Source organism: Streptomyces sp. GLSS-08, assembly GCF_056387915.1.
In genome coordinates this window covers 273,529-297,873 of the sequence record NZ_JBWJAQ010000001.1, presented here as the reverse complement: position 1 = coordinate 297,873, position 24,345 = coordinate 273,529, and the positions used below count along the sequence as shown (strand labels likewise).

Here is a 24,345-nt window from a genome sequence, read left to right as displayed (position 1 = left end):
CGTCGGACCCGTTGACCTCCTCGTGACACGCCCTTACCTTTTCGGCGTTCGTGATGACAGATGCCGTTCGGTATGCCGAACGGCATGGTCCGAGCGACCCCCTGTGTCCCCCACCACGGAGAGGCGGTCCGCATGAGCCGCGCCGACGACCTGCCCGACACCCCGAGCCGCAGACTGCTGTTGAAGGGCGCCCTGGCCGCGGGCGCGCTCACCGCCACGCCCGGCGTCGCCGCGGCGGCCGCACCGACCGCCGCCCCGACAGCCGTGGCGGCGACCGCCCCGTACGTCAATCCGCTCGTCCGCAACCGCGCCGATCCCCACATCCACCGGCACACCGACGGCCGTTACTACTTCACGGCCACCGCCCCCGAGTACGACCGGATCATCCTGCGCCGCTCCCGCACCCTGAACGGACTCGCCACGGCCGACGAGTCGGTGATCTGGCGCAAGCACGCGAGCGGCGACATGGGCGCGCACATCTGGGCCCCGGAGATCCACCACATCGACGGCAAGTGGTACATCTACTTCGCCGCGGCTCCCGCGAACGACGTGTGGGCGATCCGCATCTGGGTGCTGGAGAACGCCAACCCCGATCCCTTCAAGGGAACCTGGACGGAGAAGGGCCGACTCAGGACGGCGTGGGAGACCTTCTCGCTCGACGCCACCACGTTCACCCACCAGGGCACCCGTTACCTCGCCTGGGCGCAGCACGAGCCCGGCATGGACAACAACACGGGCGTCTTCCTCTCCGCGATGGCCAACCCCTGGACGCTCAAGGGCCCCCAGGTCCGCCTCACCACACCGGAGTACGACTGGGAGACCGTCGGCTACCAGGTGAACGAGGGCCCCTCGGTCATCCAGCGCGACGGACGCGTCTTCCTGTCGTACTCGGCCAGCGCGACCGACCACCACTACTGCCTCGGCCTGCTCACCGCCGAAGCCGGCAGCGACCTCCTGGACGCCCGCTCCTGGTCCAAGTCGCCCGCCCCGGTCTTCACCGGCAACGACACCACCCGGCAGTACGGGCCGGGCCACAACTGCTTCACCGTCGCCGAGGACGGCCGCACCGACGTCCTCGTGTACCACGCCCGCCCGTACAAGGAGATCACCGGCGACCCGCTGAACGACCCCAACCGGCACACCCGGATCCAGCGGCTCCGCTGGCACGCGGACGGCACCCCGGACTTCGGCGTCCCCGTCGCCGACACCCCGGCCCCGGCCGTCCGGGCCGCGACCCGCTACACGATGACCGCCTTCACCAACAGCAGCGAGTCGAACCTGTACATCTACGACTCCGCGGACGCCCTGTCGTACCGGCTGCTGAAGGGCCCGGCCTACACCCCGCCCACCGGACTGATCCGCGACCCGTCGGTCATCAAGCACTCCGACGGCTACTACTGGATCGTCCACACCACCAACTGGACCGGCAACACCATAGGGTTCGCCCGCAGCAAGGACCGTACGAGCTGGCAGTTCGTCGCCAACCACACCCTGCCCACCGCCGGCCTGGCCCGCACCTGGGCGCCCGAGTGGTTCGTCGACCCCGCGGACGGCAGCGTCAACATCGTCGTCGCGCTCGACACCACCAACACGTCCGTGTTCCGCCCGCATCTGCTCACCGCGTCCGACACGTCCCTGCGCAACTGGTCCGTGCCCAGGCCGCTGTCGGGGCTCGACACCGCCAACTACATCGACACGTTCATCGTGCGCTACGCCGGCAAGTACCACGCCATCACCAAGCAGGAGACCACCAAGTACCTGGAGCACGCGGTCGCCGACCGGCTCGCCGGCCCCTACACCTTCGTCGGCAGGGGCGACTGGGCGGGCTGGGGCAGCTGGCGCGAGGGCCCGGCCCTGGTGCACCTGGACAACGGCGCCTGGCGGATCTACTTCGACGGCTACGCGGAGCAGAAGTACTACTACAGCGACAGCCTCGACGGCCTGCGCACCTGGACCCCGATCCGCACCCTGCCCGGACTCTCGGGCTTCGCCCGGCACTTCACGGTGCTGAGGGAGAGTGTGTGACGTGACCGGAACGACCAGCACGCCGAGCACCACCCGCCGCGCGTACGCCGTCGTCGTCGCCCTGTGCCTCGCGCTCGCCGCGGCGCTCACGACCGCGGGACCGGCCGCGGCGGCACCGCAGACCGTCGTCAACGGCACGCAGTTCACCGACACCTCGGGCAACGCCGTCCACGCGCACGGCGGCGGCGTCATCAAGGTCGGTGCCTACTACTACTGGTTCGGTGAGCACCGCAACGCCGACAACACCTTCCAATACGTGGACGCCTACCGCTCCACCGACCTCAAGAACTGGGAGTTCCGCAACCACGTCCTGACCCGGTCCAGCGCGGGCGAGCTGGCGAACGCCAACATCGAGCGGCCGAAGGTGATGTACAACGCGGCCACCGGCACGTTCGTGATGTGGATGCACAAGGAGAACGGCACCGACTACAGCGAGGCGCGCGCGGCCGTCGCCGTGTCCGGCACCGTCGACGGCGACTACACCTATCGCGGCAGCTTCCGGCCCCTCGGCCAGCACATGTCCCGTGACCTCACGGTCTTCGTCGACACGGACGGTACGGGCTACCTGGTCTCGGCCGCTCGCGAGAACTACGACCTGCACCTGTACCGGCTCACCGCCGACTACACGGGCATCGCCGCGCTGACCGCCAACCCGTGGCCGGGCGGCCACCGCGAGGCCCCCGCCCTCTTCAGGCGCGGCGGCGTCTACTTCATGCTGACCTCGGGCGCCACGGGCTGGAATCCCAACCAGCAGCAGTACGCGACGGCGACCTCCCTCACGGGTCCGTGGAGCGCGATGACGAACGTCGGCGACTCCACCGCTTACGGCTCGCAGACCGCGTACGTCCTCCCCGTGCAGGGCACTTCGGGCACCTCCTACCTCTATCTGGGGGACCGCTGGGGCAACGCGTTCGGCGGGACGGTCAACGACTCGCGGTACGTGTGGCTGCCGCTCTCCTTCCCGACCTCGACGAGCCTGAGCATGAGCTGGTACCCCGAGATCACCGTCGACACGGCCACGGGGACGGTCGGCGGCACGAGCGCCCGCTACGAGACGCTCACCGCCCGGCACAGCGGCAAGTGCGCCGACCTGCCGAGCCGGTCGCTCCTCGAAGGCGTCGCGTTCAGCCAGTACACGTGCAACGGCGGCACCAACCAGAGGTTCTGGTTCAGGAGTTCCGGCGGCGGCCACTACACGCTGATGACCCGGCACAGCTCCCTGTGCCTGACCGAGGGCGCCACGAGCGTCACCCAGGAGGACTGCACCGGCGCGACGGCGCAGCAGTGGTCGGTCACCGCCTCCGGCGGTTACGTCCTGCTCAAGTCGCGGGCGAGCGGGGAGTGCCTCGACGTGTCCGGTGCGTCCACTTCCGACGGGGCCGCCCTCATCACGTACACCTGCACCGGAGGAACCAACCAGCAGTGGACACGCGGGACATGAGATCCGGCGTTCCCCTGGCGGGGGTGTCGTCCTCATCACGGGAAGCGCTTTCACGTCAATGAAGTCGCGGCTCCAGCAATTTTCACGCGCACTTCTAGAAAGCGCTTGCTGAGAACGGTACCGTCCAGCCGCCGGGTGAGTCGTCCTGCCGGAGGAGCCGCGATGAGACGTGTCAAGACCGCTGTGCTCGGGGCGGTCGTCGCCGCCACCGCCCTGTCGGTCACCCCCGCGCAGGCGGGGACCGGCCGGGGGAGTGGCGTCCTCGGCCGGGAGAACTGCACGGCGACCGCCTGCCACTTCGACGTGGCGCCGGGCACGTACGAGGTGAAGGTACTGCTCGGCGGCGAAGCCCCCGCGAGCACGAGCGTCCGCGGCGAGACCCGGCGCTCGCTCCTTCCCGAGACGGCCACCGCGGCCGGTGAGCGCGTGGCCCGCAGCTTCACCGTGAACGTCCGCACCCCCGAGGGCGAGCCGACCGGTCCCGAGGGCGGCGCGGGCCTGGACCTCGCGCTCGGCGGGCCGGCGCCCGCACTGGCGGACATCCGGGTGACCCCGGCCCGGCACGTCCGCCAGATCTTCCTGGTGGGCGACTCCACGGTCTGCGACCAGCCGGGTGACCCGTACTCGGGCTGGGGGCAGCAGCTGCCCCAGTACCTGCGCAGGGGGCTCTCCGTCGCCAACTACGCCGACTCCGGCGAGAGCACGGTCACCTACCTCGAGAATCCGGCGCTCTTCGCGACCGTCCGGCCGCTGGTCCGCGACGGCGACCTGGTCCTCGTCCAGCTCGCGCACAACGACAAGACGACCGACGAGGCGACCTACCGGGCGAATCTGGAAACCCTCGTGGCGGGCGTCCGCTCTCGCGGCGGCAGGCCCGTCCTGGTGACACCCGTCGTCCGTCGCTGGTTCAACGCGGACGGCACGCTGAACAACAACACCGCCCTCCTCGTGAACGGCCTGGGCGTCGACCACCCGGCCGTCGTCCGCTCGGTCGCGGCCGCCGAGGGCGTGCCGCTGATCGACCTGACGGCCAGGACGAAGTCCGTCGTCGAGTCACTGGGCGTCGAGGGCTCCAAGGCGCTCTACCTCTACAACGAGAAGCGCGACAACACGCACACCTCCGTCCACGGTGCCACGGTGTACGCCGGCCTGGTCCGCGACGAACTGGTGGCGCAGCGGCTGGTCCCGAGGGGACTGGTGAGGTGAGGTGACTCCTGGGGCGTCCCGACCGGAACCGGGACGCCCCAGGAGCCGGCGGGAGGACCGGCACGGTTCGGCCGGCGCCGAAGCGTCGGGGCTCTAGCGTTCCCCCATGAACGAGCAGCCGCAGGGCACTTCGGCGGACGCGCGCCGGTGGCCGCGGTCCGGGGGCGTGAGCGCGCGGATTTCACGCCGCTTGCCGCCGGAGGCCCCGCTGCCCGGCGGGTGCCGGGGCGGCAGGAGACGTGTGAGCTGGGGCTGTCAACCAACTGCCCCGCGCGCGCTGTTGCGAGGGTGTCGCACCTGGTCAGGCCAGGTATGACGGCTGTAGCTGCAATCGAATCCGTGTGCCACGGTGAGGCTCATGGAGGGGAATCAGCACACCCACACACACGACCACCACCACGACCACGACCATGCGGAGGAGGGGCACGGGCAAGAGATCTCGCGGCTGGCCCGGGTGCGCCACCGCGTCGCCCACCTGGCCCGGCCGCACAGTCACGAGGCCGCCGACAAGGTCGACGCGGCGATGGAGACCTCACGGGAGGGGATGCGGACGCTGTGGATCTCCCTGACCGTCCTGGGGGTCACCACTGTCGTTCAAGCGGTGATCGTCGCCCTGTCGGGGTCGGTAGCGCTGCTCGGCGACACCATCCACAACGCGGCCGACGCCCTGACAGCCGTTCCGCTGGGCATCGCGTTCGTCCTCGGGAGGCGGGCGGCCAACCGCCGCTACACCTACGGCTATGGCCGGGCCGAGGACCTGGCGGGCATCCTGATCGTGGCGACCATCGCCGCCTCCGCGGCCCTGGCCGCCTGGGTGGCCCTCGACCGGCTGTTCAACCCCCGCGACATCACCCATCTGTGGGCCGTCTCCGCTGCCGCGCTGGCGGGGTTCGTGGGCAACGAGTGGGTGGCCCGCCACCGCATCCGCACCGGGAGGAAGATCGGATCTGCCGCGCTGGTCGCGGACGGGCTGCACGCCCGTACCGACGGCTTCACCTCCCTGGCCGTCCTGCTGGGCGCCGGCGGTGCGGCCCTGGGCTGGCAGGCGGCCGACCCGGTCGTCGGTCTGCTGATCACCGCCGCGATCCTGTTGGTCCTCAAGGACGCCGCCCGCGAGGTCTGCCGGCGCCTGATGGACTCCGTCGATCCCGCCCTGATCGCCGCCGCAGAGCAGGCGCTGCACGCGGTGAAGGGCGTACGCGGCATCGGGCAGGTGCGGATGCGGTGGATCGGCCACGCCCTGCGTGCCGAGGCCGACATCATCGTCGACGCACACCTGAGCGTCGCTCGGGCCCACGAGCTGGCCGTCGCCGCCGAACACGCCCTGATCCACGCGGTTCCCCGGCTGACGGCCGCGACCGTCCACACCGACCCTGCCCCCGCCCCCGGCCACGACCCGCACCAGGCTCTGGCCCACCACGGCAATCGCCCCGCGAGCGTTGTCAGTGGCGGCTGAGAGGATCACTGGATGACAAGCCCCGCTGCTGCCATCACCGCCTACTGGGACGCCGCCGCCCCGGGCTTCGACGACGAGCCGGACCACGGCCTCAAGGCCACTCACACCCGCGCCGCGTGGGCGGACCTGCTGACCGCGTGGCTGCCCACCGACCCGGCCGACGTCCTGGACGTCGGCTGCGGCACCGGATCACTCTCCGAGCTGATCGCCCAGGCCGGGCACCGGGTCACCGGGGTGGACCTGGCGCCGCGGATGGTCGAGGCCGCCCGCGCCAAACTGACCGCCGCCCAACTCCCGGGCCGGTTCCTGGTCGGGGACGCCGCCGCACCACCCACGGGCCAGGAGAAGTTTGACGTCCTGCTCTCCCGCCACCTGGTGTGGACCCTGCCCGACCCGCACGCCGCCCTGCGCGAGTGGGCCGGCCGCATCCGCCCCGGCGGCCTCCTGATCCTCGTCGAGGGCCGCTGGCGCGAAGCCGGACAGAAGGACGTGCCGTACGTCGTCGGCGCCGACACACTGCCCTGGTACGGGGGCATCGCCGCCGCCGAACTGGCCGACGCGGTACGCCCGCTCGTCAGTGACGTGCGCACCGAGCCCCTCAGCGCCGATGCCGCCCTGTGGGGCGGCCCGGTGACCGACGAACGCTACGCCCTGATCGCACGGATCTGACGCTCGCCTTGCTGCCTCAACGCCTGCATCGAGCACGCGGCGGCCCCCGACTCCTCCTGGCGTCGGGGGCCGCCGCGCGGCGTCGTCAAGCTGGACGGCAGCGCGGAAGGCTTTGTCGGCGAGCGTCGCCCCCATGGGGCGGATCGAATCCAGGTGAAGCTCTGAGAACCCCGCTGTTCCGCTCCCACGTGCGGCCGTACGAGGAGGTCAACCTCGGCCTGGACGCCCGCCTCGACCTTGCCGCGGTCAAAATCCGTTCTCGCTCGAAAGCATGTCAGGGCCCGGAGACCTGCATCGTGCGCCGGGACTTCATCCCTGCCGGGCTCCTCCCTGGGCCAGTGCTCCAGCAGGACGTGCAGGGCCTCGACGGCGCGGTCCCAGGACGTCTGCACGTCACGGGGCGCGCCGAAGCCGCCGGCGGCCTCGATGCCGCAGAAGCCGTGGAACGAACTGCGCAGCAGCCGTACGGCGTCGGTCAGGTCCGGCTCGTCGAGCCCGTAGGCGCGGAGCATGCCGTAGGTGATCTCGGCGGTCCGCAGCAGGGCGCGGGAGCCGGCGACGAGATCCTGGTCGACGCGGATCTGGGTGGCCGCGTACCGTCCCGGCCGTCGGAGGGCGAAGTCCCGGTAGGCGCCGGCGAACGCGGCCAGCGCGTCCTTGCCGGCCCGTCCTGCGACGGCGTCGGCGATCTGCTCGATCATCTCCTCGCCGGCCAGCAGGGCGACCCTGGTGCGCAGCTCCTGGAGGCTCTTGACGTGCGAGTACAGGCTCGCGTCCTTCACGCCGAAGCGGCGTGCCAGGGCGGAGACGGTGACCTGGTCGAAGCCGACCTCGTCCGCGAGATCGGCGGCGGCTCTCACGAGCCGGTCGACCGTGAGCCCGGCACGGGCCATCCCCTCACCACCCACCTCTGCGTGTTCGGAACCCTAGGGTCCCTGGGGAGCAGCCCAATGTACCGAACAGGCTGAGGGGGGCGGGGCGGAGCCGCCTCTCCGGGGCCGTCCGGAGATCACGTCGCGGCCGTTCGGCGTTCATGTGTTCCGTCGATCCTCCTTGTCGCGCGGCCGTCCGGCGCCGCCGGACTCAGGAGGCCGACATGGGGCACGGACACGGGCACGGGCATCACCACCACACACACGACCACGTGGCCGAGCCGCTCCCGGCCGCCTTCGACACCTCGGTGCCGGACGAGGCACTGACCCCCGAGCAGCGGTCGCGCCGCTCGCTGCTGCGGCGCGCCGGTCTGCTGGGCGCCGGGCTGGCGGCGGGCAGCGTCCTCGCCGAGGGGGCGACGGCACCCGCGTACGCCGCCGAGGGCCGGGGCGGAAAGGGCGGCTTCCTCTGGCTCTCCGGCGACCACCACATCCACACCCAGTACAGCAGCGACGGCAAGTACCGCGTCGGCGACCAGGTGCGCCAAGGGGCCCGGCACGGGCTCGACTGGATGGTCATCACCGACCACGGCAGCGAGACGCACGCCAGGATCGGCGTCGAGAAGGTCAATCCGGACATCCGGGAGGCCCGGGCCGCGCACGAGGACACGCTCGTCTTCCAGGGGCTGGAGTGGAACATCCCGGCCGCCGAGCACGGCACGGTCTTCGTCCACCCCGGCAGGAACGAGGTCGCCGTCCTCAAGCAGTTCGAGACCTCGTACGACGGCAGCGTGCGGGGCGCCTCGGACTCCACGCCCGCCAACGAGGCGCTGGCCGTCGCGGGCCTCGACTTCCTCGCCGAGCAGGTGCGGCGGCGCAAGGTCAGAGACGCCCTGATGCTCGCCAACCACCCGGCGCGGCGCGGTGTCGACTCCCCGCACGAGATCCGCGGCTGGCGCGACGCCACCCCCGCGGGCCACCAGATCGCGGTCGGTTTCGAGGGCGCGCCCGGCCACCAGGCCGCCGGCATCGCCGCGCCCACCGGCATGGGCCGCGCGCGCGGCATCTACGACAACAGCCCGAGCGCGAACTCCTTCGCCGGCTACCCGCTGGAGAGCTACCGCACCTGGGGCGGATTCGACTGGATGACCGCCACCGTCGGCGGCCTCTGGGACAGCCTGCTCGCCGAGGGCAAGCCGTGGTGGATCACCGCCAACTCCGACGCGCACCAGGTGTACACGGACACGGCCGTCCGCGGCGGCCCCGACAGCGACTTCACCGCCAACGGCAGGCACACGGACCCCGTCTACGGCGGCAGGGTCGACCTCACCCAGGGCGACTACTGGCCCGGCCAGTACAGCCGCACCCACGTGGGCGCCGACGGCTTCTCGTACGCCGCCGTCATGGACGGCATCCGCGCCGGCCGGATCTGGGTGGACCACGGCCAGTTGGTCAGCGGTCTCGACGTCAGGGCGGCGGGCGGCGGCCGTTGGGCCACGCTCGGCGGGGCGCTGCACGTCAAGAAGGGCACGAAGGTGACCCTGACGGCCGACGTCGCCCTGGCCGGCGGCCCCAACTGGGCGGGGTTCGTCCCGCGGTTGGCCCGGGTGGACGTCATCCGGGGAGACGTCACGGGCGCCGCGCAGGACAAGGACACCTTCACCGCGCCGACGGCCGGGGTCGTCCGCTCGTACGAGGTCGGCAAGTCCACCGGCACGGTCCGGCTGACGTACTCCCTGGGCGAGGTCGACCGCCCGCTCTACGTCCGGCTCCGCGGCACGGACGGCAACCGCTCGGCGACCGGCCTGATGGGTGCCGCGGTCGACCCCGCGGGCCCGGCCGTGGACGTCGTCGGCGACGCCGACCCGTGGCGCGACCTGTGGTTCTACTCCAACCCCGTGTGGATCCTGCCGTCGTGAGCGCACCCCACACCCTCACGGTGGACGGGGGAAGCGGTGACCTGCGCGCGGCGGACCACCTGCTGCGCGCCCTCGCCGCCGAACTGGCCCTCACCGAGGACTGGTTCGGCTGCACCCATCTGGTGCGCGGCGACCGCCCGCGGGTCGCCCTCTCCCTCGCCGCCCCTTCACGGGCGCTGCTGAGCACCGTCCGGCAGCGTCTCACCGCCCAGGGGTACGAGGTGTCCCCGGGAGTACCCGACGCGGTGGGCCGCGCGGTGCTGTACCCGGGCGTCACGCGCCTCACGGGCACCGTGACGGTCGCGGAGGCCCTGTCGGCCTCCGCGATCGCCCGCGTCGCCGTACTGGGCGCGTCCGGCCAACCCCCGCCGGAGCAGCGGCTGGTGACGCGGGACCACGTACGCCCGGAGTGGCGGGACGGCGTGCTCGTCCTGACCGCGATGCCCGCCGCCGGCGGCACCCTCGTCCCCTTCGAGGTCCCGGAACCGACGCCCTGCTGCGCGGACCACTGACGGACGCGGGAGAAGGCCGGACGCCGTCCCGGTGACCGTGTCAGCCGTCTAGCTCCGCGAAGACGAACGAGAACTCGGCCGGTTCGGGACGCAGTTGGTACTGCGGGAGCGCGCCGGGACCGCACGACTGGGAGCCGATGCCCTGCTGGCCGTGGTCCAGGTTCACCCAGACCGTGTCGCCGGGCTCCAGGTCCGTGAGGTGGTCCGCCGCGTCGAGCTGCTCGGTCGTCCAGCGCCGCGCCGTGAACCAGAACTCCGGGTCGCCCTCGACGCGCAGCCCGCCGAGCTGCGCCCAGCGCACGTCGGCCCGCGCGCCGTTCTCCTGCGGACGGACGTACGGCGTCTGGAGCGCGTCGACCGACGCCTCCCAACGGCCCAGCCGCGAGGCGGACCTGGTGTCCGGATAGCCCTCGCCGGGACCGCCGCCGAACCACGTCACCCGGTCCGCGGACGACGCCAGCCCGAACCGTATCCCGAGCCGCGGCAGCGGCACCGTCCACGCACCCTCGGGCGCCACGGACACCGTCAGCCGCAGCCGCGTCCCGTCGGAGGTCCACCGGTACACCGTGCGCAGGCCGATGTCCCGTCCCGCGGGCGCCACCCGAGTCCGTACGGTCAGCGCGTCGCCGGACACGTCCACCCCGTCCGTGCGGTGCCGCATCCGGTGCAGGCCGAGCCTGCGCCACAGCGGGCCGTGGCGCAGGTCTGGCTGCCAGGACGCGCCGTCGTCGTTGTCGGTCGGCGCGCGCCACACGTCCAGGCGCAGTCCGGTCACCGCCGTCCCGCCGATCGCACGCAGCGCACCGGTGCGGGCGTCCAGGACGGCGGGTCCCAGCGTGATCGTGCGCTCGCCCGGCACCGGCCCCGCCGAAGGCACCACGCGCGGCGCGCGCCGGCCGGCGGCCGGGATCTGGGCCCAGGCGACCTCGTGGCCCCGCGGCGCCCACGCGGTCTCCCCGGCCAGCACCGCGCGGACCGTCCACCCGGTCTCGGCCCCGCGTCCGTCGGGCGGCGGCGGCAGCTTCACCTCGGCGCTCTCGCCGGGAGCGAGCGCGGGCACCGACAGCGTGCCCGCCTCGACGGTCTCGCCGTCCACCTCGTGCGACCACGTGAAGGCCAGCGCGGACAGGTCGGCGAAGTCGTACCGGTTGGTGATGCGGAGCGTTCCGCGCCGCCCGTCGCCGGCGAGGTGGACCGGCTCGATCACCTTCTTGTACTCGACGAGTCCGGGCGAGGGCGTCCGGTCGGGGAAGAGCAGCCCGTCGCAGACGAAGTTCCCGTCGTGCAGCTCCTCCCCGAAGTCGCCGCCGTACGCGATCCCGTACCGCCCGTCCTTGACGCCGTGGTCGATCCACTCCCAGACGAAACCTCCCTGGAGGCGGTCGTGGGACTCGAACAGCCGCTGGTAGTCGGCGAGTCCGCCGGGGCCGTTGCCCATGGCGTGCGCGTACTCGCACAGGACGAAGGGCAGGGTCCGCCGCCGGTGGCCGCCGCCGTCCAGACCCCGGCCGATCCGCTCGACCTCGGCATGGGAGGCGTACATCCGCGCGTACACGTCCGTGTCACGGCAGTCGGGGTCGCCCTCGTAGTGCAGGAGCCGTGAGCCGTCCCGGCCGCGGATCCACTCGGCCATGGCGGTCAGGCCGCGCCCGGTGCCCGCCTCGTTGCCGAGCGACCAGACGACCACCGACGGGTGGTTCTTGTCGCGCTCGACCATCCGGGCCGCGCGGTCCAGCAGGGCCGGGGTCCAGCGGTCGTCGTCCACCGGGTTGTCGCGCCAGTCCTGCTCGGTGAAGCCGTGGGTCTCCAGGTCGCACTCGTCGATCACCCACAGGCCGTACTCGTCGCACAGATCGAGGAAGGCGGGGTGCGGCGGGTAGTGCGAGGTGCGGACGGCGTTGACGTTGTGCCGCTTCATGAGCAGCACGTCCTCGCGCATGGTCGCCAGGTCCAGGGCGCGGCCCCGCTCCGGGTGCCACTCGTGCCGGTTGACGCCCCGGAAGAGGACCGCACGGCCGTTGACCTTGATCAGTCCGTCCTGGAGAGCGACCGTCCGGAAGCCGATCCGAAGGGGGACGCGCTCACCCTCCGTCGCCAGTACGCCGTCGTACAGGCGGGGTGTCTCGGCGGTCCACGCCGCGACCGGCAGCGTCACGGACTCGCCGGTGGCGACGTCGACGCCCAGCTCGGGCACGGCGACCCGGCCATCGACGTCGGAGTCCACCCGCAGGGTGCCCTCGCCTGTCACGTGGTCGAACGAGGCGTGCACGAAGAAGTCCCGTACGCTGCCCGCCGGGCGGTGCAGCAGGGTGACGTCCCGGAAGATGCCGGGCAGCCACCACTGGTCCTGGTCCTCCAGGTACGAACCGGCCGACCACTGGTGGACCCGGACCGCGAGCCGGTTGCCGGCCGGCCGGAGCAGCCGCCCCACCTCGAACTCGTGCGGCAGCCGCGAGCCCTTGAACCCGCCCAGCTCCGTACCGTTCAGCCACACCCGGGCGCAGGACTCCACCCCGTCGAACCGCAGCACGCTGCCGCCGTCCGCGGGCCACCGCGCGGGCAGGTCGAAGGAGCGCAGATGGTCGCCGGTCGGGTTCTCGTCCGGCACCCGCGGCGGGTCGACCGGGAAGGGGTAGAGATGGTTGGTGTAGATCGGAGCCCCGAAGGCCCCGTCGCCCTGGAGGACCCAGTGGCCGGGGACGGACACCTCCGCCCAGTCCCCGCAGTCGTAGCCCTCCTCGGCGAAGGAGTCGTCCTCGGTGTCGGCGGCCGGGGAGAGACGCAGGCGCCACCTGCCGTTCAGAGAGAGGGAGTCGGCGTCGGAGGACGCGTACCGGGCGCGCGGGGGGAGAACCCCGCTGCCGGGGGAGACGTCCTCGACGTAGTCGGTGGCGGACTGGGACTTCCCGAAGGGGGAGGTGCGGAACGACATCGGTCTCCTAGCTGGGCCCGTGATGCGATTCGCTGTGCGGGTGCCGGACGCGTCCGTACGACGAGGACGCCCGTCCGTTCACGCGGGTGGTGCGGTACGGCTCCTGGCAGGGGCGGACGCGGTGCCCCGCGGGGCGGGTCCGGCGGCGGACCTCGGGGCCACCGCGGACAGGGCGCCCTCCAGCGCGAAGGTGGCGGCGCCCAGGCACACCGGGTCGGTGGGGATGGGGGACAGGACGATCTCGGTCGCCGCCAGCGGCCGCCTCAGCGCGTGCCGGGCGACGGCCGCGCGCACCTCACGCAGCAGCGGCTCGCCGAGCGCGGCCGCGACCCAGCTGCTCAGCACGACCACCTCCGGATTGAGGAGGTTCACCAGGTCGGAGACCGCGGCGCCCAGGTAGCGGGCGGTGTCGCCCACCACCTTCAGGGCCACCGGGTCCTGCGCCGCCACGCCGCGGGCCAGCGCGTCGATCGTGGCGGTCTGGTCCCCGGGGTGGAGCAGGGCGCTGCCGGGGCTCAGCTCCCGCAGGTTCAGCATGATGCCGGGCGCCCCGACGTACGTCTCCACGCAGCCCTGGCCGCCGCAGTGACACAGGCGTCCGTCCAGCACGAGCGTCGTATGACCCCACTCGCCCGCGCTGTTGCTGACCCCGCGGTGCACCCCTCCGCCCAGCACGAGACCGGCGCCGACACCGGTGCCGAGGTTGACGACCACCGCGTCCCCGCGGCCGCGCGCCGCGCCGAACCAGAGCTCGGCCACCGCACAGGCGCGCAGCGGGTTGTCCAGGTGCAGCGGGTACGGGACGTGCTCGGCGAGCAGGTCCAGGAGCGGCACGTCGTGCCAGTCCCAGTTCGCCGCGTACTGGCAGACCCCGCGCTCGCGGTCGACCTGCCCGGGGACGCTGACTCCCACCCCCAGGACGCGGGCGTCCGCCACCCCGGCCTGCGCCACCACCGAGCCGACGGCCGCCGCGACCTGCGCGACCACCTGCTCCGGGCGGTTCTCGCCGGGGAGCAGATCCGCCCCGGCACGGGCGAGGACGTCCAGGGAGAGGTCGAACAGCTCGACGCGTACGTAGGTCTCGGCGATGTCGACGCCGATCAGCGCGCCGCCCGGGGCGTTCACCGCCACCAGGCCGCGCGGCCGGCCGCCCGCGGAGTCCTCGAAGCCGACCTCGGTCAGCATCCCCAGGTCGAGCAGCTCCCCGACCAGCGTGGCGACCGTGGCCAGGCTCAGCCCGGTCACCGCGGCCAGCTCCTGCCGGGACGTGGGGGAGGCGGCGATGATCTGGCGCAGCACCTCGTAGCGGTTGGCGGTGCGGATGTCGCGGGACGTGCGCTTCACCGGACTGGCCCCCTCGACCCGTGCGATCCATGCCGGGGCACTGGGCCCACATGCAAGGCTAGGACCCGCGGAGCCTTTCGACAAGGGGTTAGGAAAGGGGCTGTAGGAAGGGGAGGGCGGGGCGGCCCGGCCGGGAGGCCGTGGAGTCGCCGGTGAGGGAACCGAGGCCGGTACCGCGGGGACACCGGGCGCCCTTCTCCCGGGTCAGACGCCGAGGGCCTCCCGGACGAACGCGTTGCGGAACTTGCCCGCCGGGTCCAGCGCGGCGGCGAGCGACGCGAAGTCGGCCAGCCGCGGATAACGCCCCCGCACCACCGAGGACGGCATCGTGTACACCTTGCCCCAGTGCGGCCTTGGACCGAACGCGTCGAGCGCCTCCTCCACCCGCCGCACCACGGGCAGGACGGCCGCCGTGTCCGCGACCCAGGTGAAGTGCAGCGCCACGGTGTCCCGCCCGTACGCGGGGCTCAGCCACTGCCGGTCCGCGGCGACGGTCCGCACCTCGCAGACCTGGAGGACCGGCGAGACCGTGTCCCGGACCGCGTCGAGGGCGCGCAGCGCCTCCAGCGCGCGGGCGCGCGGCAGCAGGTACTCGGACTGCAGCTCCGCCCCGCTGCTCGGGGTGAACTCGGCGCGGAAGTGGGGCAGCCGCTCGTGCCAGGGGCCGGGTACGCCGAACTGCTCCGTGCAGTTGACCGCGGGCATGCCCGGCACCGGATGCATCGCCACGGTGGCGGGCACGGCCCACGGGAAGTCGGCCGGCGGCTGGTCGGTTCGCCGCTTGAGCCACACCTGCCGGAAGCCCGGCCGCACCCAGTCGGTGAAGAGGCTGACGCTGTACGCCGCCGCCGCGACCGTCTCGAAGTCGAGCTCCGCCAGCGGGAGTTCCGTGAAGACGTGCTGGCTCACCTCGAAGGCCGGCTCCAGGTCGAGCGTGAGGGCGGTGACCACACCGAGCGCGCCAAGGGAGGTCACCGCTCCGTCGAAGCGCTCGTCGCCCCGCCCGACCGTCACGGTGGAGCCGTCGGCCGTCACCAGCTCGACCTTGCGCACGACCGAGGCGAGGGAACCGTTCGTGACCCCGGAGCCGTGCGTACCGGTCGCCACCGAGCCCGCCACCGAGATGTGCGGGAGGGACGCCATGTTCGGCAGCGCGAACCCCGCCCGGTGCACCCGGCGCGCGAGCTCGGCGTACCGGACACCGCCCGCGACCCGGACCGTACGTGCGCCGGAGTCGACGTCCACCGCCGGCGGCAGCGCGGTCAGCGACAGGAGCACGCCGTCGTCACCCGGCTCGGCGATCGTGTTGAACGAGTGCCCGCTCCCCAGCACCCGCACCTTCGTGGCGGCGGCGACCAGCGCCGCGAGCGCGTCGGGCGACTGCGGACGGTGCAGCTCCCCGGCGGAGTACGTGATGTTGCCCGCCCAGTTGGTCAGCGTCCCGGTCATGCGTGGCGTCCCTCCCCTGGAAGTCCCGGCCGGCCGTGCACCGGCTGTGATGTCGTGGTGCGTACGAGGCATCCCAGCCGAAGGACGCCTCGCGATCAAGACCGTACGAGCCGGTGGTCAAGGCGGGGCGCCCCGGCCCACGGCGCTCCGCGGGCGCGGACGGACCCCTCCCGGGGGACCCGGCACGGCCGTGCCGCAGGCAGGGGCATACCGTGAGGAGTCGAGCACGAACGCCGGGAGCGAGGAGAACGGGATGGGCAGCCGCACCGCGCTGGTCGAGGATCTGATGGAACGGTTCCCGCACGTGCCGCGGGAAGCCGTCTTCAAGGAGGACCTGCTCCGCGGGGGCGTCGCCTTCGACGACTCGGCCCTCTCGGACAACGAGGACGGGGACGTCAAGCCGAAGTCGTACTTCATCTTCTCCTTCGACCACGGCACCCTGCCCGAGCTGGGCGAGGCCGCGCTGCGCCGCCCGCCCGAGGAGATCATCCTCACCGGCGGCCCCTACGACCTGCGCCGCACGGTCGTCTCCGTCCGCGTGAACCCCGCGTCCCCCTACCGCGTCGCGGCCGACGACGAGGGCGTGCTCGGCCTCTACCTGGACGGGAAGCGGATCTCCGACGTCGGCGTCCCGCCCATGCCGGACTACTACCGGCACAAGCTCTCCAGCGGGAAGTCCGTGATGGAGGTGGCGCCCACCATCCAGTGGGGCTACCTGATCTACCTCACCGTCTTCCGGGTGTGCCAGTACTTCGGCGCCAAGGAGGAGTGCCAGTACTGCGACATCAACCACAACTGGCGCCAGCACAAGGCGGCCGGCCGCCCCTACACCGGGGTGAAGGACGTCGAGGAGGTCCTGGAGGCCCTGGAGATCATCGACCGGTACGACACCACGAAGACCTCCACCGCCTACACCCTCACCGGCGGCGCGATCACCAAGACGGTCGCCGGACGGGACGAGGCCGACTTCTACGGCCACTACGCCAAGGCCATCGAGGAACGCTTCCCGGGCCGCTGGATCGGCAAGGTCGTCGCCCAGGCCCTCCCGCGCGACGACGTGCAGCGCTTCAAGGACTACGGCGTGCAGATCTACCACCCCAACTACGAGGTGTGGGACCGCCGCCTGTTCGAGCTGTACTGCCCCGGCAAGGAGCGCTACGTAGGCCGCGACGAGTGGCACCGGCGGATCCTGGACTCGGCGGAGATCTTCGGCGCGCGCAACGTGATCCCCAACTTCGTGGCGGGCGTCGAGATGGCCGAGCCCTTCGGCTTCACCACGGTCGACGAGGCCATCGCCTCCACCACCGAGGGACTGCGCTTCTTCATGTCGCACGGCATCACGCCCCGCTTCACCACCTGGTGCCCGGAGCCGACCACCCCGCTCGGCAAGGCCAACCCGCAGGGCGCCCCGCTGGAGTACCACATCCGCCTGCTGGAGGCCTACCGCTCCACGATGGAGGACTTCGGCCTCTCCTCACCCCCCGGCTACGGGCCGCCCGGCCCCGGCCAGGCGGTCTTCTCGGTGAGTTCGTTCATGGACAGCCTGCCGGCGCACGAACCGGTGGCCGGGCACGCCGGAGGGTAGTCCGGCGCCCCTCGGGGCCGCGCCCGCGCGAAAAAAACCCACAGAACATCGAGCCGTCCCGGGCGTTCTTCCGTACAACACCCCGGGACGGCTGCCGCCGTCCGCGCGGCGGCCGTCCCGCCCCGGCCGCCGCGCTTCCGCGCGCAATTGAATATGCTGCTTGTCAGTTGTGCGGGAACCGTGAAAAGGTCGGGGTCTGTCGCGAGCCGATCGCCAACTCCCTTGTAGCGGCAGCGAGTTGACGTATCTTGAGGACGCACTTGACGCGGGAGCCCCCCATGCCCGACCTGCCGACCCCCCAGGACACCACCGAGGCCGCGTGGTTCTCGGAGTGCTGGGACGCGGTCCTGTCGTACGCCGATCTGTGCACCTCCGGCTCCGCCGCGGCCACGCGGCTCGCCACCGAGGCGTTCACGCACGGCATACGCGAGGCACGGGACGAGGACGCCGGGGGCGCCGGACGCCGGACGCTGCGGCTGCCCCGGATCCCCCTGCTGCTGAGCTCCGTCCGGACCACCGCCGCCGCCTGGGAGGCACAGGGGAGCGGACACCGCCTCGATCCCGACCTGCGGCTGTGGCTCAACTCCGAGAAGGCGGCCCGCTACACCGGACCGCCGCTGCACCGCCCGCTCGCGCTGCGCGGTCTCAGGGACCTCCAGGAACCGGACGCCGCGCTGCTGTGGCTGGCCGAGGTCGAGGCGCTGCCGCTGTCCGCGGTGGCCCGCCGACTGGGTCTCGACCCGGCGACCGCGGCCACCGAACTCGCCCAGGTACGGGCGCTGTTCCGGGACCGCTGCCACCGCAACCACCTCGACACGCCCATGGACGCGCGCTGCCGCAGCTTCGCACGGCTCCTCGACGCGGTCACCCGTTCACCCGGGACCGAGACACCCGAAGACCTCTCGCACCACCTCGCGCGGTGCGTGGCGTGCGCCGAGGCCGCCGCCTGTCTGCGCCTGCACGGCGGCGGACTGCCGGGCGCGCTGGCCGGCGGGGTCGTCGGCTGGGGCGGCCTCGCCTATCTGGAGCGCCGCCGCCGGGCGGCGGAGGCGGGTCTGGCCGGCCGGCGCGCCGACCCCACCACGGACACCGGTATCGCCATGGGCGAGCTGCCCGCGCCGAGGATCGGCCGCACCGGCACGCTGGTCACCGCCGTCCTCGTCTCCGCGCTGGCGCTCGCGGTCTCGCTGATGCCCTTCGACGGCTCCGAGGGCAGCACCTCGGCGCGCGACGCCGGGGACCGCCAGCCGGTGGCGGACCCCGGCCCGTCCTTCCCCTCCCTCGGCACCGGCACGGGCACCGGCACCGGCACCGGCACGGCGAGCTCGACGGCGTCGCCCCGGCCGTCGGGCTCCAGGACCCGTTCCGAGACGAGAACCGGCCCGAACATCCAGGGCGGGTCCTCCTCGCCCGCCTCCACCTCGCACCGGCCCACCGAGCCCACGAAGCGGGCGCCCGCGACCTGCCGCGTGGAGTACGAGATCGTCGGCGAGTGGCCCGACGGTTTCCAGGCCGCCGTCACCCTCACCTCCACCAGAGCCCTCGACACCTGGCGCGTCGGCTGGACCTTCCGCGACGGTCAGCGGGTCAGCCAGATGTGGGACGGCGACTACACCCAGAACGGCTCCCGGGTCACCGCCACCGCCGCCGACTACAACAAGTCCGTCCCCGCGGGCGGCACCTTCGGCGTCGGCTTCATCGCCTCCTGGCAGGACACGAACGCGCCCGCGCACGACTTCACCCTCAACGGACGCCCCTGCACGACACGTTCGTGAGCCGCCGCCACGCGCGGGCGCGCCGCCGTGAATATTCGGTGGCGTCCGCCCGCGGGGTGCGCCTAGGGTGTACCTCGTACCCCTGCGGCGTGAGTCGCGGGGCCCGACCGAGCGGAAACCAGGAGGTGTTGACCGATGACTGTCACTGCGACGGGCGCTGCCCGCATCCAGACGTTCATCAAGTCCACCTCCGTGGCCGCCGGCTGACCTCCACCTTCATTTTCCGCGCCTGAGCGCGCGTGCCGGGGCCGCCCTTGTGAAGGGTCTCCCTTGTCCTCCTCCGCTTTCGCTTCTCCTCTCGCACACCCTCTCGCTCCCTACGGCTGGGACGAGGCATGGGCGGACGCGTTCGCCCCGTACGCCGTCGAGGGGCTGCTCGCCGGGCGCGTGATCCGGGTCGACCGCGGCCAGTGCGACGTGGTCACCGCCGACGGGGTCCTGCGCGCGGACACCGCGTTCGTGACGCCGCACGACCCGCTGCGGGTGGTGTGCACCGGCGACTGGGTCGCCGTCGAACCCTCCGGCAACCCGCGCTACGTACGCGCGTATCTGCCGCGCCGGACCGCCTTCGTGCGCTCCACCTCCTCCAAGCGTTCCGAGGGGCAGATCCTCGCCGCAAACGTCGACCACGCGGTCGTGGCCGTGTCGCTCGCCCTGGAACTCGACCTCGGCCGCGTCGAACGCTTCCTCGCGCTCGCCTGGGAATCGGGGGCCCAGCCCGTGGTCGTCCTGACCAAGGCCGACCTGGTGCCCGACCCGGCGACGCTCGCGCACCTCGTGCAGGACGTGGAGACGACGGCCCCCGGAGTGCCGGTGCTGCCCGTCAGCTCCAGCGCCGGGCACGGCCTCGACGTCCTCGCGGCCGTCCTGTCGGGCGGTACGTCGGTCCTGCTCGGGCAGTCCGGCGCGGGCAAGTCCACCCTCGCCAACGCGCTGACCGGCGAGGACGTGATGGACGTGCGGGCCACGCGTGACGCGGACGGCAAGGGCCGCCACACCACGACGACCCGCAACCTCCTCGCGCTGCCCGGCGGGGGCGTCCTCATCGACACCCCCGGTCTGCGGGGTGTCGGCCTGTGGGACGCCGCGACCGGGGTCGGCCAGGTCTTCGCCGAGATCGAGGCACTCGGCCGCGACTGCCGCTTCCACGACTGCGCGCACGTCGCGGAGCCCGGCTGCGCGGTCCTCGCCGCCGTCGAGTCCGGCACCCTGCCCGAACGCCGCCTCGACAGCTACCGCAAGCTCCTGCGGGAGAACCAGCGCATCGTCGCCAAGACGGACGCCCGGGTGCGCGCGGAGATCCGCCGCGACTGGAAGCGGAAGGGGGCGGAGGGACGCGCCGCGATGCGCGCCAAACGGGGCCCCTGGTCGTAGACCTCCGTCGTACGGGGCCGACGCCGCCCGCAACACCGGCGTCGGCCCGCAACACCGGCGTCGGCCTGCAACACCGGCACCCGCTCCCTCCGCGGGGAGGACCCGGTGCCGGTGTCTCCTCGCGGGGAAACCCCTGTCGGCGCCGCACCCTGTGAGGCGGCGGCACGAGGCTCGGGGGCGTGGACGTCGGCTCGGGCCCCGGCTCGGCAGCGGCCCTGGGCTGTGGGCCCTGGGCCGTGGGTCGTGGGCCGTGGGCTGTGGGCTGTGGCGCCGGGTGCGGCGTGATGGTCCGCGTCCGTCCGGCCGCCGGGCGGCAGCGCCGTGTCCGATTTCCGCCAGCGCCGCACGGTGCGGGGGCGGAGACTGGATGACGTGATCGATGAAGAGACCAGGTACGAGGCGGTGCGCAGCCGCGACGCCCGTTTCGACGGGGAGTTCTTCTTCGCCGTCGAGACGACCGGGATCTACTGTCGGCCGAGCTGCCCGGCGGTGACGCCGAAGCGCAGGAACGTGCGGTACTACGCGACGGCGGCCGCGGCGCAGGGTTCCGGCTTCCGTGCCTGCCGCCGGTGCCGCCCGGACGCGGTCCCCGGGTCGGCCGGGTGGGACGTACGCGCCGACGTCGTGGGCCGTGCCATGCGCATGATCGGCGACGGAGTGGTCGACCGGGAGGGCGTCGCCGGGCTCGCCGCACGCCTCGGGTACAGCGCCCGCCAGGTGCAGCGGCAGCTCACCGCCGAACTCGGCGCGGGTCCCGTCGCGCTGGCCCGCGCCCAGCGTGCCCACACCGCGCGGGTGCTGCTGCAGACCACCGGCCTGCCGGTCACCGAGATCGCGTTCGCTGCCGGGTTCGCCAGCGTGCGCCAGTTCAACGACACCGTCCGGGCGGTGTACGCGTCCACGCCCAGCGAGCTGCGCGCCGCCGCGGCACGGCGCGGCCCCGCCGGCCCGCGCGCGGCGGCCCCCACCGCGGGCATCCCGCTGCGGCTCGCCCACCGTGGGCCCTACCAGTCCGGCGCCGTCTTCGACGTCCTGGCCCGCGAGGCGGTGCCGGGCGTCGAGGAGGTCCACGGCACCCGCGGACGCCGTACGTACCGGCGCACCCTCCGCCTCCCGTACGGCACCGGGATCGTCGCGGTCGACGAACGCCCGCGCACACCCGGACGCCAGTCCTGCGCCCACGCCGGCGGATGGCTCGACGCCCGGCTGCACCTCACCGACCTGCGTGATCTCACCACCGCCGTACAACGGCTGCGGCTGCTGTTCGACCTGGACGCCGACCCGTACGCGGTGGACGAGCGGCTCGCCGCCGATCCCCGGCTGGCACCGCTGGTCGCCGCCCGCCCGGGACTGCGGTCGCCCGGCACCGCCGACCCGGACGAACTGGCCGTGCGCGCGCTCGTCGGCCGGACCGGGGCCGAGCGGCTGGTGCGGCGGTACGGGAAGGTGCTGGACGCCCCCTGCGGGACGCTCACCCACCTGTTTCCCGAGGCCGGCGTCCTCGCACAGGCGGAGCCGGACGGCCCGCTCGGCGCGCTGACCGCCGCCCTCGCCGACGGGGCTCTGCGGCTCGACGCGGGCGCCGACCGGGACGACGCTGAGCGGGCGCTGCTCGCACTGCCGGGCATGGACCCGCGCACCGTCGCGGTCATCCGCGCCCGGGCCCTCGGCGACCCGGACTCCGCACCCCCGGACGAGGACGTCCCCGACACCTGGCGCCCCTGGCGCGCCTACGCCCTGAACCACCTGCACGCCGCCGGCGCAGCCGAAGCGAGCACCGGCACCACTGCGGACGGCACGGCGGCCGCCCACGACTCGGAACGGGAAACCCACTGATCATGCCCACGCACGCCACCACGCACTGCACGACCCTGGACAGCCCGGTCGGCCCGCTGCTCCTCACCGCCGACGACTCCGGCACCCTCACCTCCCTGTCCGTACCGGGCCAGAAGGGCGGTCGCACCCGCCTGCCGGAGTGGCGGCACACGCCCGAGCTCTTCCGCGCAGCCGAGGAACAGCTGGCCGCCTACTTCGCCGGCGAACTCGACGCTTTCAAGCTGGAGTTCAGGGGTGACGGGACCGAGTTCCGGGAGCGGGTATGGGCCGCCGTGGACTCCGTGCCGTACGGCGCGACCACCACGTACGGCGCCATCGCCGCGAGCATCGGCGCCCCGCGGGCCGCCGTCCGCGCCATCGGCGGCGCGATCGGCGCCAACCCGCTGCTGATCGTCCGCCCCTGCCACCGGGTGATCGGCGCGGACGGCTCGCTGACCGGGTACGCGGGCGGCCTCGACCGCAAACAACGCCTGCTCACCCTCGAAGGAGTGCTGGGGCCCACCCGTAGGCCCCTGGAGCCCACCCGCGGGCCCCAGGGGTCCACCCGCAGGCCCTAGGGGTCCGCCGGGGGGAGGGTCTGGCACGGGGGCGCGAGGATCACCGCCAACCCGGGCCGCTCGGCGTCGGCCCCCGCTTCCCGCCGAGGTGAATCCATACCGCGTGCGGCAGATGCACCCCGTGCACCCCCGTCTTGTACCTGATGTTTGACACAAGGTGAGGTCCGCGACATCTTGTACTCGCGACTTGATACAAGATGATTTGAGGGGACCCCTATGCGCGACAGCGCCCTGCTCCAGCACCGCTTCCTCGATCACGCCGATCACTACGCCCGCTGGTCCGGCCTGGCCGTCGGCGTCAATGCCGCGCAGGCGCTGTCCACGCTGGGAAACGTCGAGTTCGAGCAGCGTGTCGTGTTCTCCATCACCGCCTTCGGGCTGTGCGCGGTGGCAGGCGTCCTTCTCGCCGACGCGCTGACCCTGGTACCCCAGGACGTGGTCCGGACCGCGAGTCTCAAGCCGCGCCTGGTAAGAGACCACATCCCGCCGCGCATGGGCCCTCTGATCGCCCTTCAGGGAATCACGCTCACCGCGCTCCTGACGATCACGGCCGCGACGGCCTCCTGGGACCCCGGCCATGTCTTCCATGCGGGAAAGGTCGTCGCCGTCACTTGCAACGGAATGCGGACCACTCTGGGCCCCTGGCCCGGCCTGTACTACAGCCTCCCGATGTTCGGCGCGCTCGCCATAGCCACTCCCACCTGCGTCTGGGCCCTGCGCCGCATCGCCCACGGACCGGGCCCGGAGCAGCAGCGCCGCGACCGGGCGTGGGCAGTGACCGGAGCCTGGGGCCTGTTGGTTTCGAGTCAGCAGTTGTACGCCGTACTGATGGTCTCCATCTCGGTGACGGACACGGGCTGCGCCGGTGTGATGGGCGCGCTCACCTTCTGGGTGTTCTACCCTCTGGCCCTGCTGAACTTGTTCACAGTCGCGTGGTCTCTGGTCACCGTGGTGGCCCCCAGGGCCGTCGGCGACAACGCGGCGGAGGAGGCCCCCCGGCCATGAACGAGCCTGCCGTCCGCGTCGACACGAACAGCCAGGTACCGCCGTACGCGCAGATCCGAGCCCAGCTCGGCGCGCTGATCGTCACCGGACAGCTGGCCGAGGGCGACCGCTTGCCCACCGTGCGCCAACTGGCCACGGACCTCGGTCTCGCACCGGGCACGGTGGCCCGCGCCTACCGCGAGCTGGAAGCCGCCGAGCTTATCCGCACCCGCCGCGGAGCGGGGTCCCGGGTCGCGGCGGTCCCCGCCCGCCCGACCCACACGTACGCCTCTCAATTGGCCACCCTGGCCCGCGACTTCACCTCCTCCGCCCGCGCGCTGGGCGCCGATACCGAAGCCATCCTGGCCGCCGTCCGCGACGCCTTGGGCCCCGAGAACCACTAGGCGGT

17 protein-coding genes and 2 pseudogenes are annotated in these 24,345 nt (G+C 72.9%); 15 read left to right on the top strand and 4 right to left on the bottom strand.

The genetic code is table 11. The features are described from left to right. Positions 1–132: 132 nt before the first annotated feature. The 6 genes and pseudogenes from AC0ZLC_RS01140 to AC0ZLC_RS01115 all read left to right on the top strand — a co-directional run. Positions 133–1,209 (top strand): annotated as a pseudogene (locus AC0ZLC_RS01140) (glycoside hydrolase family 43 protein); the annotation flags it as partial. Positions 1,210–1,245: 36 nt separating this feature from the next. Beyond that, complete coding sequence (locus AC0ZLC_RS01135) at positions 1,246–2,025, top strand: glycoside hydrolase family 43 protein (protein WP_476750211.1); 780 nt, start codon at positions 1,246–1,248, stop codon at positions 2,023–2,025. Between the two features lies 1 nt (position 2,026). After that, positions 2,027–3,466, top strand: coding sequence for an RICIN domain-containing protein (locus AC0ZLC_RS01130; protein ID WP_476749927.1), 1,440 nt, complete (start codon positions 2,027–2,029; stop codon positions 3,464–3,466). A 162-nt stretch (positions 3,467–3,628) separates the two neighbouring features. Beyond that, positions 3,629–4,672, top strand: coding sequence for a rhamnogalacturonan acetylesterase (locus AC0ZLC_RS01125; RefSeq protein ID WP_476749926.1), 1,044 nt, complete (start codon positions 3,629–3,631; stop codon positions 4,670–4,672). Between the two features lie 358 nt (positions 4,673–5,030). Then, complete coding sequence (locus tag AC0ZLC_RS01120) at positions 5,031–6,128, top strand: cation diffusion facilitator family transporter (RefSeq protein WP_476749925.1); 1,098 nt, start codon at positions 5,031–5,033, stop codon at positions 6,126–6,128. 12 nt (positions 6,129–6,140) lie between these two features. After that, entirely contained in the window at positions 6,141–6,797 is a 657-nt protein-coding gene (locus AC0ZLC_RS01115) for a class I SAM-dependent methyltransferase (protein WP_476749924.1), read from the top strand. A 320-nt stretch (positions 6,798–7,117) separates the two neighbouring features. On the opposite strand, the pseudogene AC0ZLC_RS01110 reads toward AC0ZLC_RS01115, so the two are convergent. Further along, positions 7,118–7,690 (bottom strand): annotated as a pseudogene (locus AC0ZLC_RS01110) (TetR/AcrR family transcriptional regulator); the annotation flags it as partial. Positions 7,691–7,893: 203 nt separating this feature from the next. On the opposite strand from AC0ZLC_RS01110, the gene AC0ZLC_RS01105 reads away from it, so the two are divergent. Both AC0ZLC_RS01105 and AC0ZLC_RS01100 read left to right on the top strand, forming a co-directional pair. After that, entirely contained in the window at positions 7,894–9,588 is a 1,695-nt protein-coding gene (locus tag AC0ZLC_RS01105; protein WP_476749923.1) for a PHP domain-containing protein, read from the top strand. Further along, positions 9,585–10,100 carry a hypothetical protein gene (locus tag AC0ZLC_RS01100; protein ID WP_476749922.1) on the top strand — a complete coding sequence of 172 codons (516 nt, stop codon included), beginning with the start codon at positions 9,585–9,587 and terminating at the stop codon, positions 10,098–10,100. Before AC0ZLC_RS01105 ends, AC0ZLC_RS01100 begins: the two co-directional genes overlap by 4 nt. 40 nt (positions 10,101–10,140) lie before the next feature. Here AC0ZLC_RS01100 and AC0ZLC_RS01095 read toward each other — a convergent pair whose 3' ends face one another. The 3 genes from AC0ZLC_RS01095 to AC0ZLC_RS01085 all read right to left on the bottom strand — a co-directional run bounded on the left by AC0ZLC_RS01095 (position 10,141) and on the right by AC0ZLC_RS01085 (position 15,825). Then, complete coding sequence (locus tag AC0ZLC_RS01095; RefSeq protein WP_476749921.1) at positions 10,141–13,032, bottom strand: glycoside hydrolase family 2 TIM barrel-domain containing protein; 2,892 nt, start codon at positions 13,030–13,032, stop codon at positions 10,141–10,143. Between the two features lie 78 nt (positions 13,033–13,110). Continuing rightward, positions 13,111–14,376, bottom strand: coding sequence for an ROK family transcriptional regulator (locus AC0ZLC_RS01090; protein WP_476749920.1), 1,266 nt, complete (start codon positions 14,374–14,376; stop codon positions 13,111–13,113). A 204-nt stretch (positions 14,377–14,580) separates the two neighbouring features. After that, positions 14,581–15,825: an FAD-binding protein gene (locus AC0ZLC_RS01085; RefSeq protein WP_476749919.1), complete on the bottom strand. Its 1,245-nt coding sequence runs from the start codon at positions 15,823–15,825 to the stop codon at positions 14,581–14,583. Positions 15,826–16,078: 253 nt separating this feature from the next. Here AC0ZLC_RS01085 and AC0ZLC_RS01080 point away from each other — a divergent pair, with 253 nt between their 5' ends. From AC0ZLC_RS01080 to AC0ZLC_RS01050, 7 genes are all read left to right on the top strand, one after another. After that, the gene (locus AC0ZLC_RS01080; protein WP_476749918.1) at positions 16,079–17,410 is read left to right on the top strand and encodes a radical SAM protein; all 1,332 of its coding nucleotides are present in this window, start codon (positions 16,079–16,081) and stop codon (positions 17,408–17,410) included. A gap of 278 nt (positions 17,411–17,688) precedes the next feature. Next, a complete protein-coding gene (locus tag AC0ZLC_RS01075) occupies positions 17,689–19,185 on the top strand; it encodes a cellulose binding domain-containing protein (RefSeq protein WP_476749917.1) in 1,497 nt (498 codons plus the stop codon). A 270-nt stretch (positions 19,186–19,455) separates the two neighbouring features. After that, positions 19,456–20,559: a ribosome small subunit-dependent GTPase A gene (gene rsgA, locus AC0ZLC_RS01070; protein ID WP_476749916.1), complete on the top strand. Its 1,104-nt coding sequence runs from the start codon at positions 19,456–19,458 to the stop codon at positions 20,557–20,559. A 375-nt stretch (positions 20,560–20,934) separates the two neighbouring features. Beyond that, on the top strand, positions 20,935–22,395 hold the full coding sequence (locus AC0ZLC_RS01065) for a DNA-3-methyladenine glycosylase 2 family protein (RefSeq protein ID WP_476750210.1): 1,461 nt from the start codon (positions 20,935–20,937) through the stop codon (positions 22,393–22,395). 2 nt (positions 22,396–22,397) lie between these two features. After that, positions 22,398–22,952 (top strand): methylated-DNA--[protein]-cysteine S-methyltransferase, encoded by a 555-nt coding sequence (locus AC0ZLC_RS01060; protein WP_476749915.1) that lies wholly within the window; start codon positions 22,398–22,400, stop codon positions 22,950–22,952. Positions 22,953–23,168: 216 nt separating this feature from the next. Next, positions 23,169–23,957: a hypothetical protein gene (locus tag AC0ZLC_RS01055; RefSeq protein WP_476749914.1), complete on the top strand. Its 789-nt coding sequence runs from the start codon at positions 23,169–23,171 to the stop codon at positions 23,955–23,957. Continuing rightward, positions 23,954–24,340 (top strand): GntR family transcriptional regulator, encoded by a 387-nt coding sequence (locus AC0ZLC_RS01050; RefSeq protein WP_476749913.1) that lies wholly within the window; start codon positions 23,954–23,956, stop codon positions 24,338–24,340. Before AC0ZLC_RS01055 ends, AC0ZLC_RS01050 begins: the two co-directional genes overlap by 4 nt. The last annotated feature ends 5 nt before the right edge of the window (positions 24,341–24,345 follow it).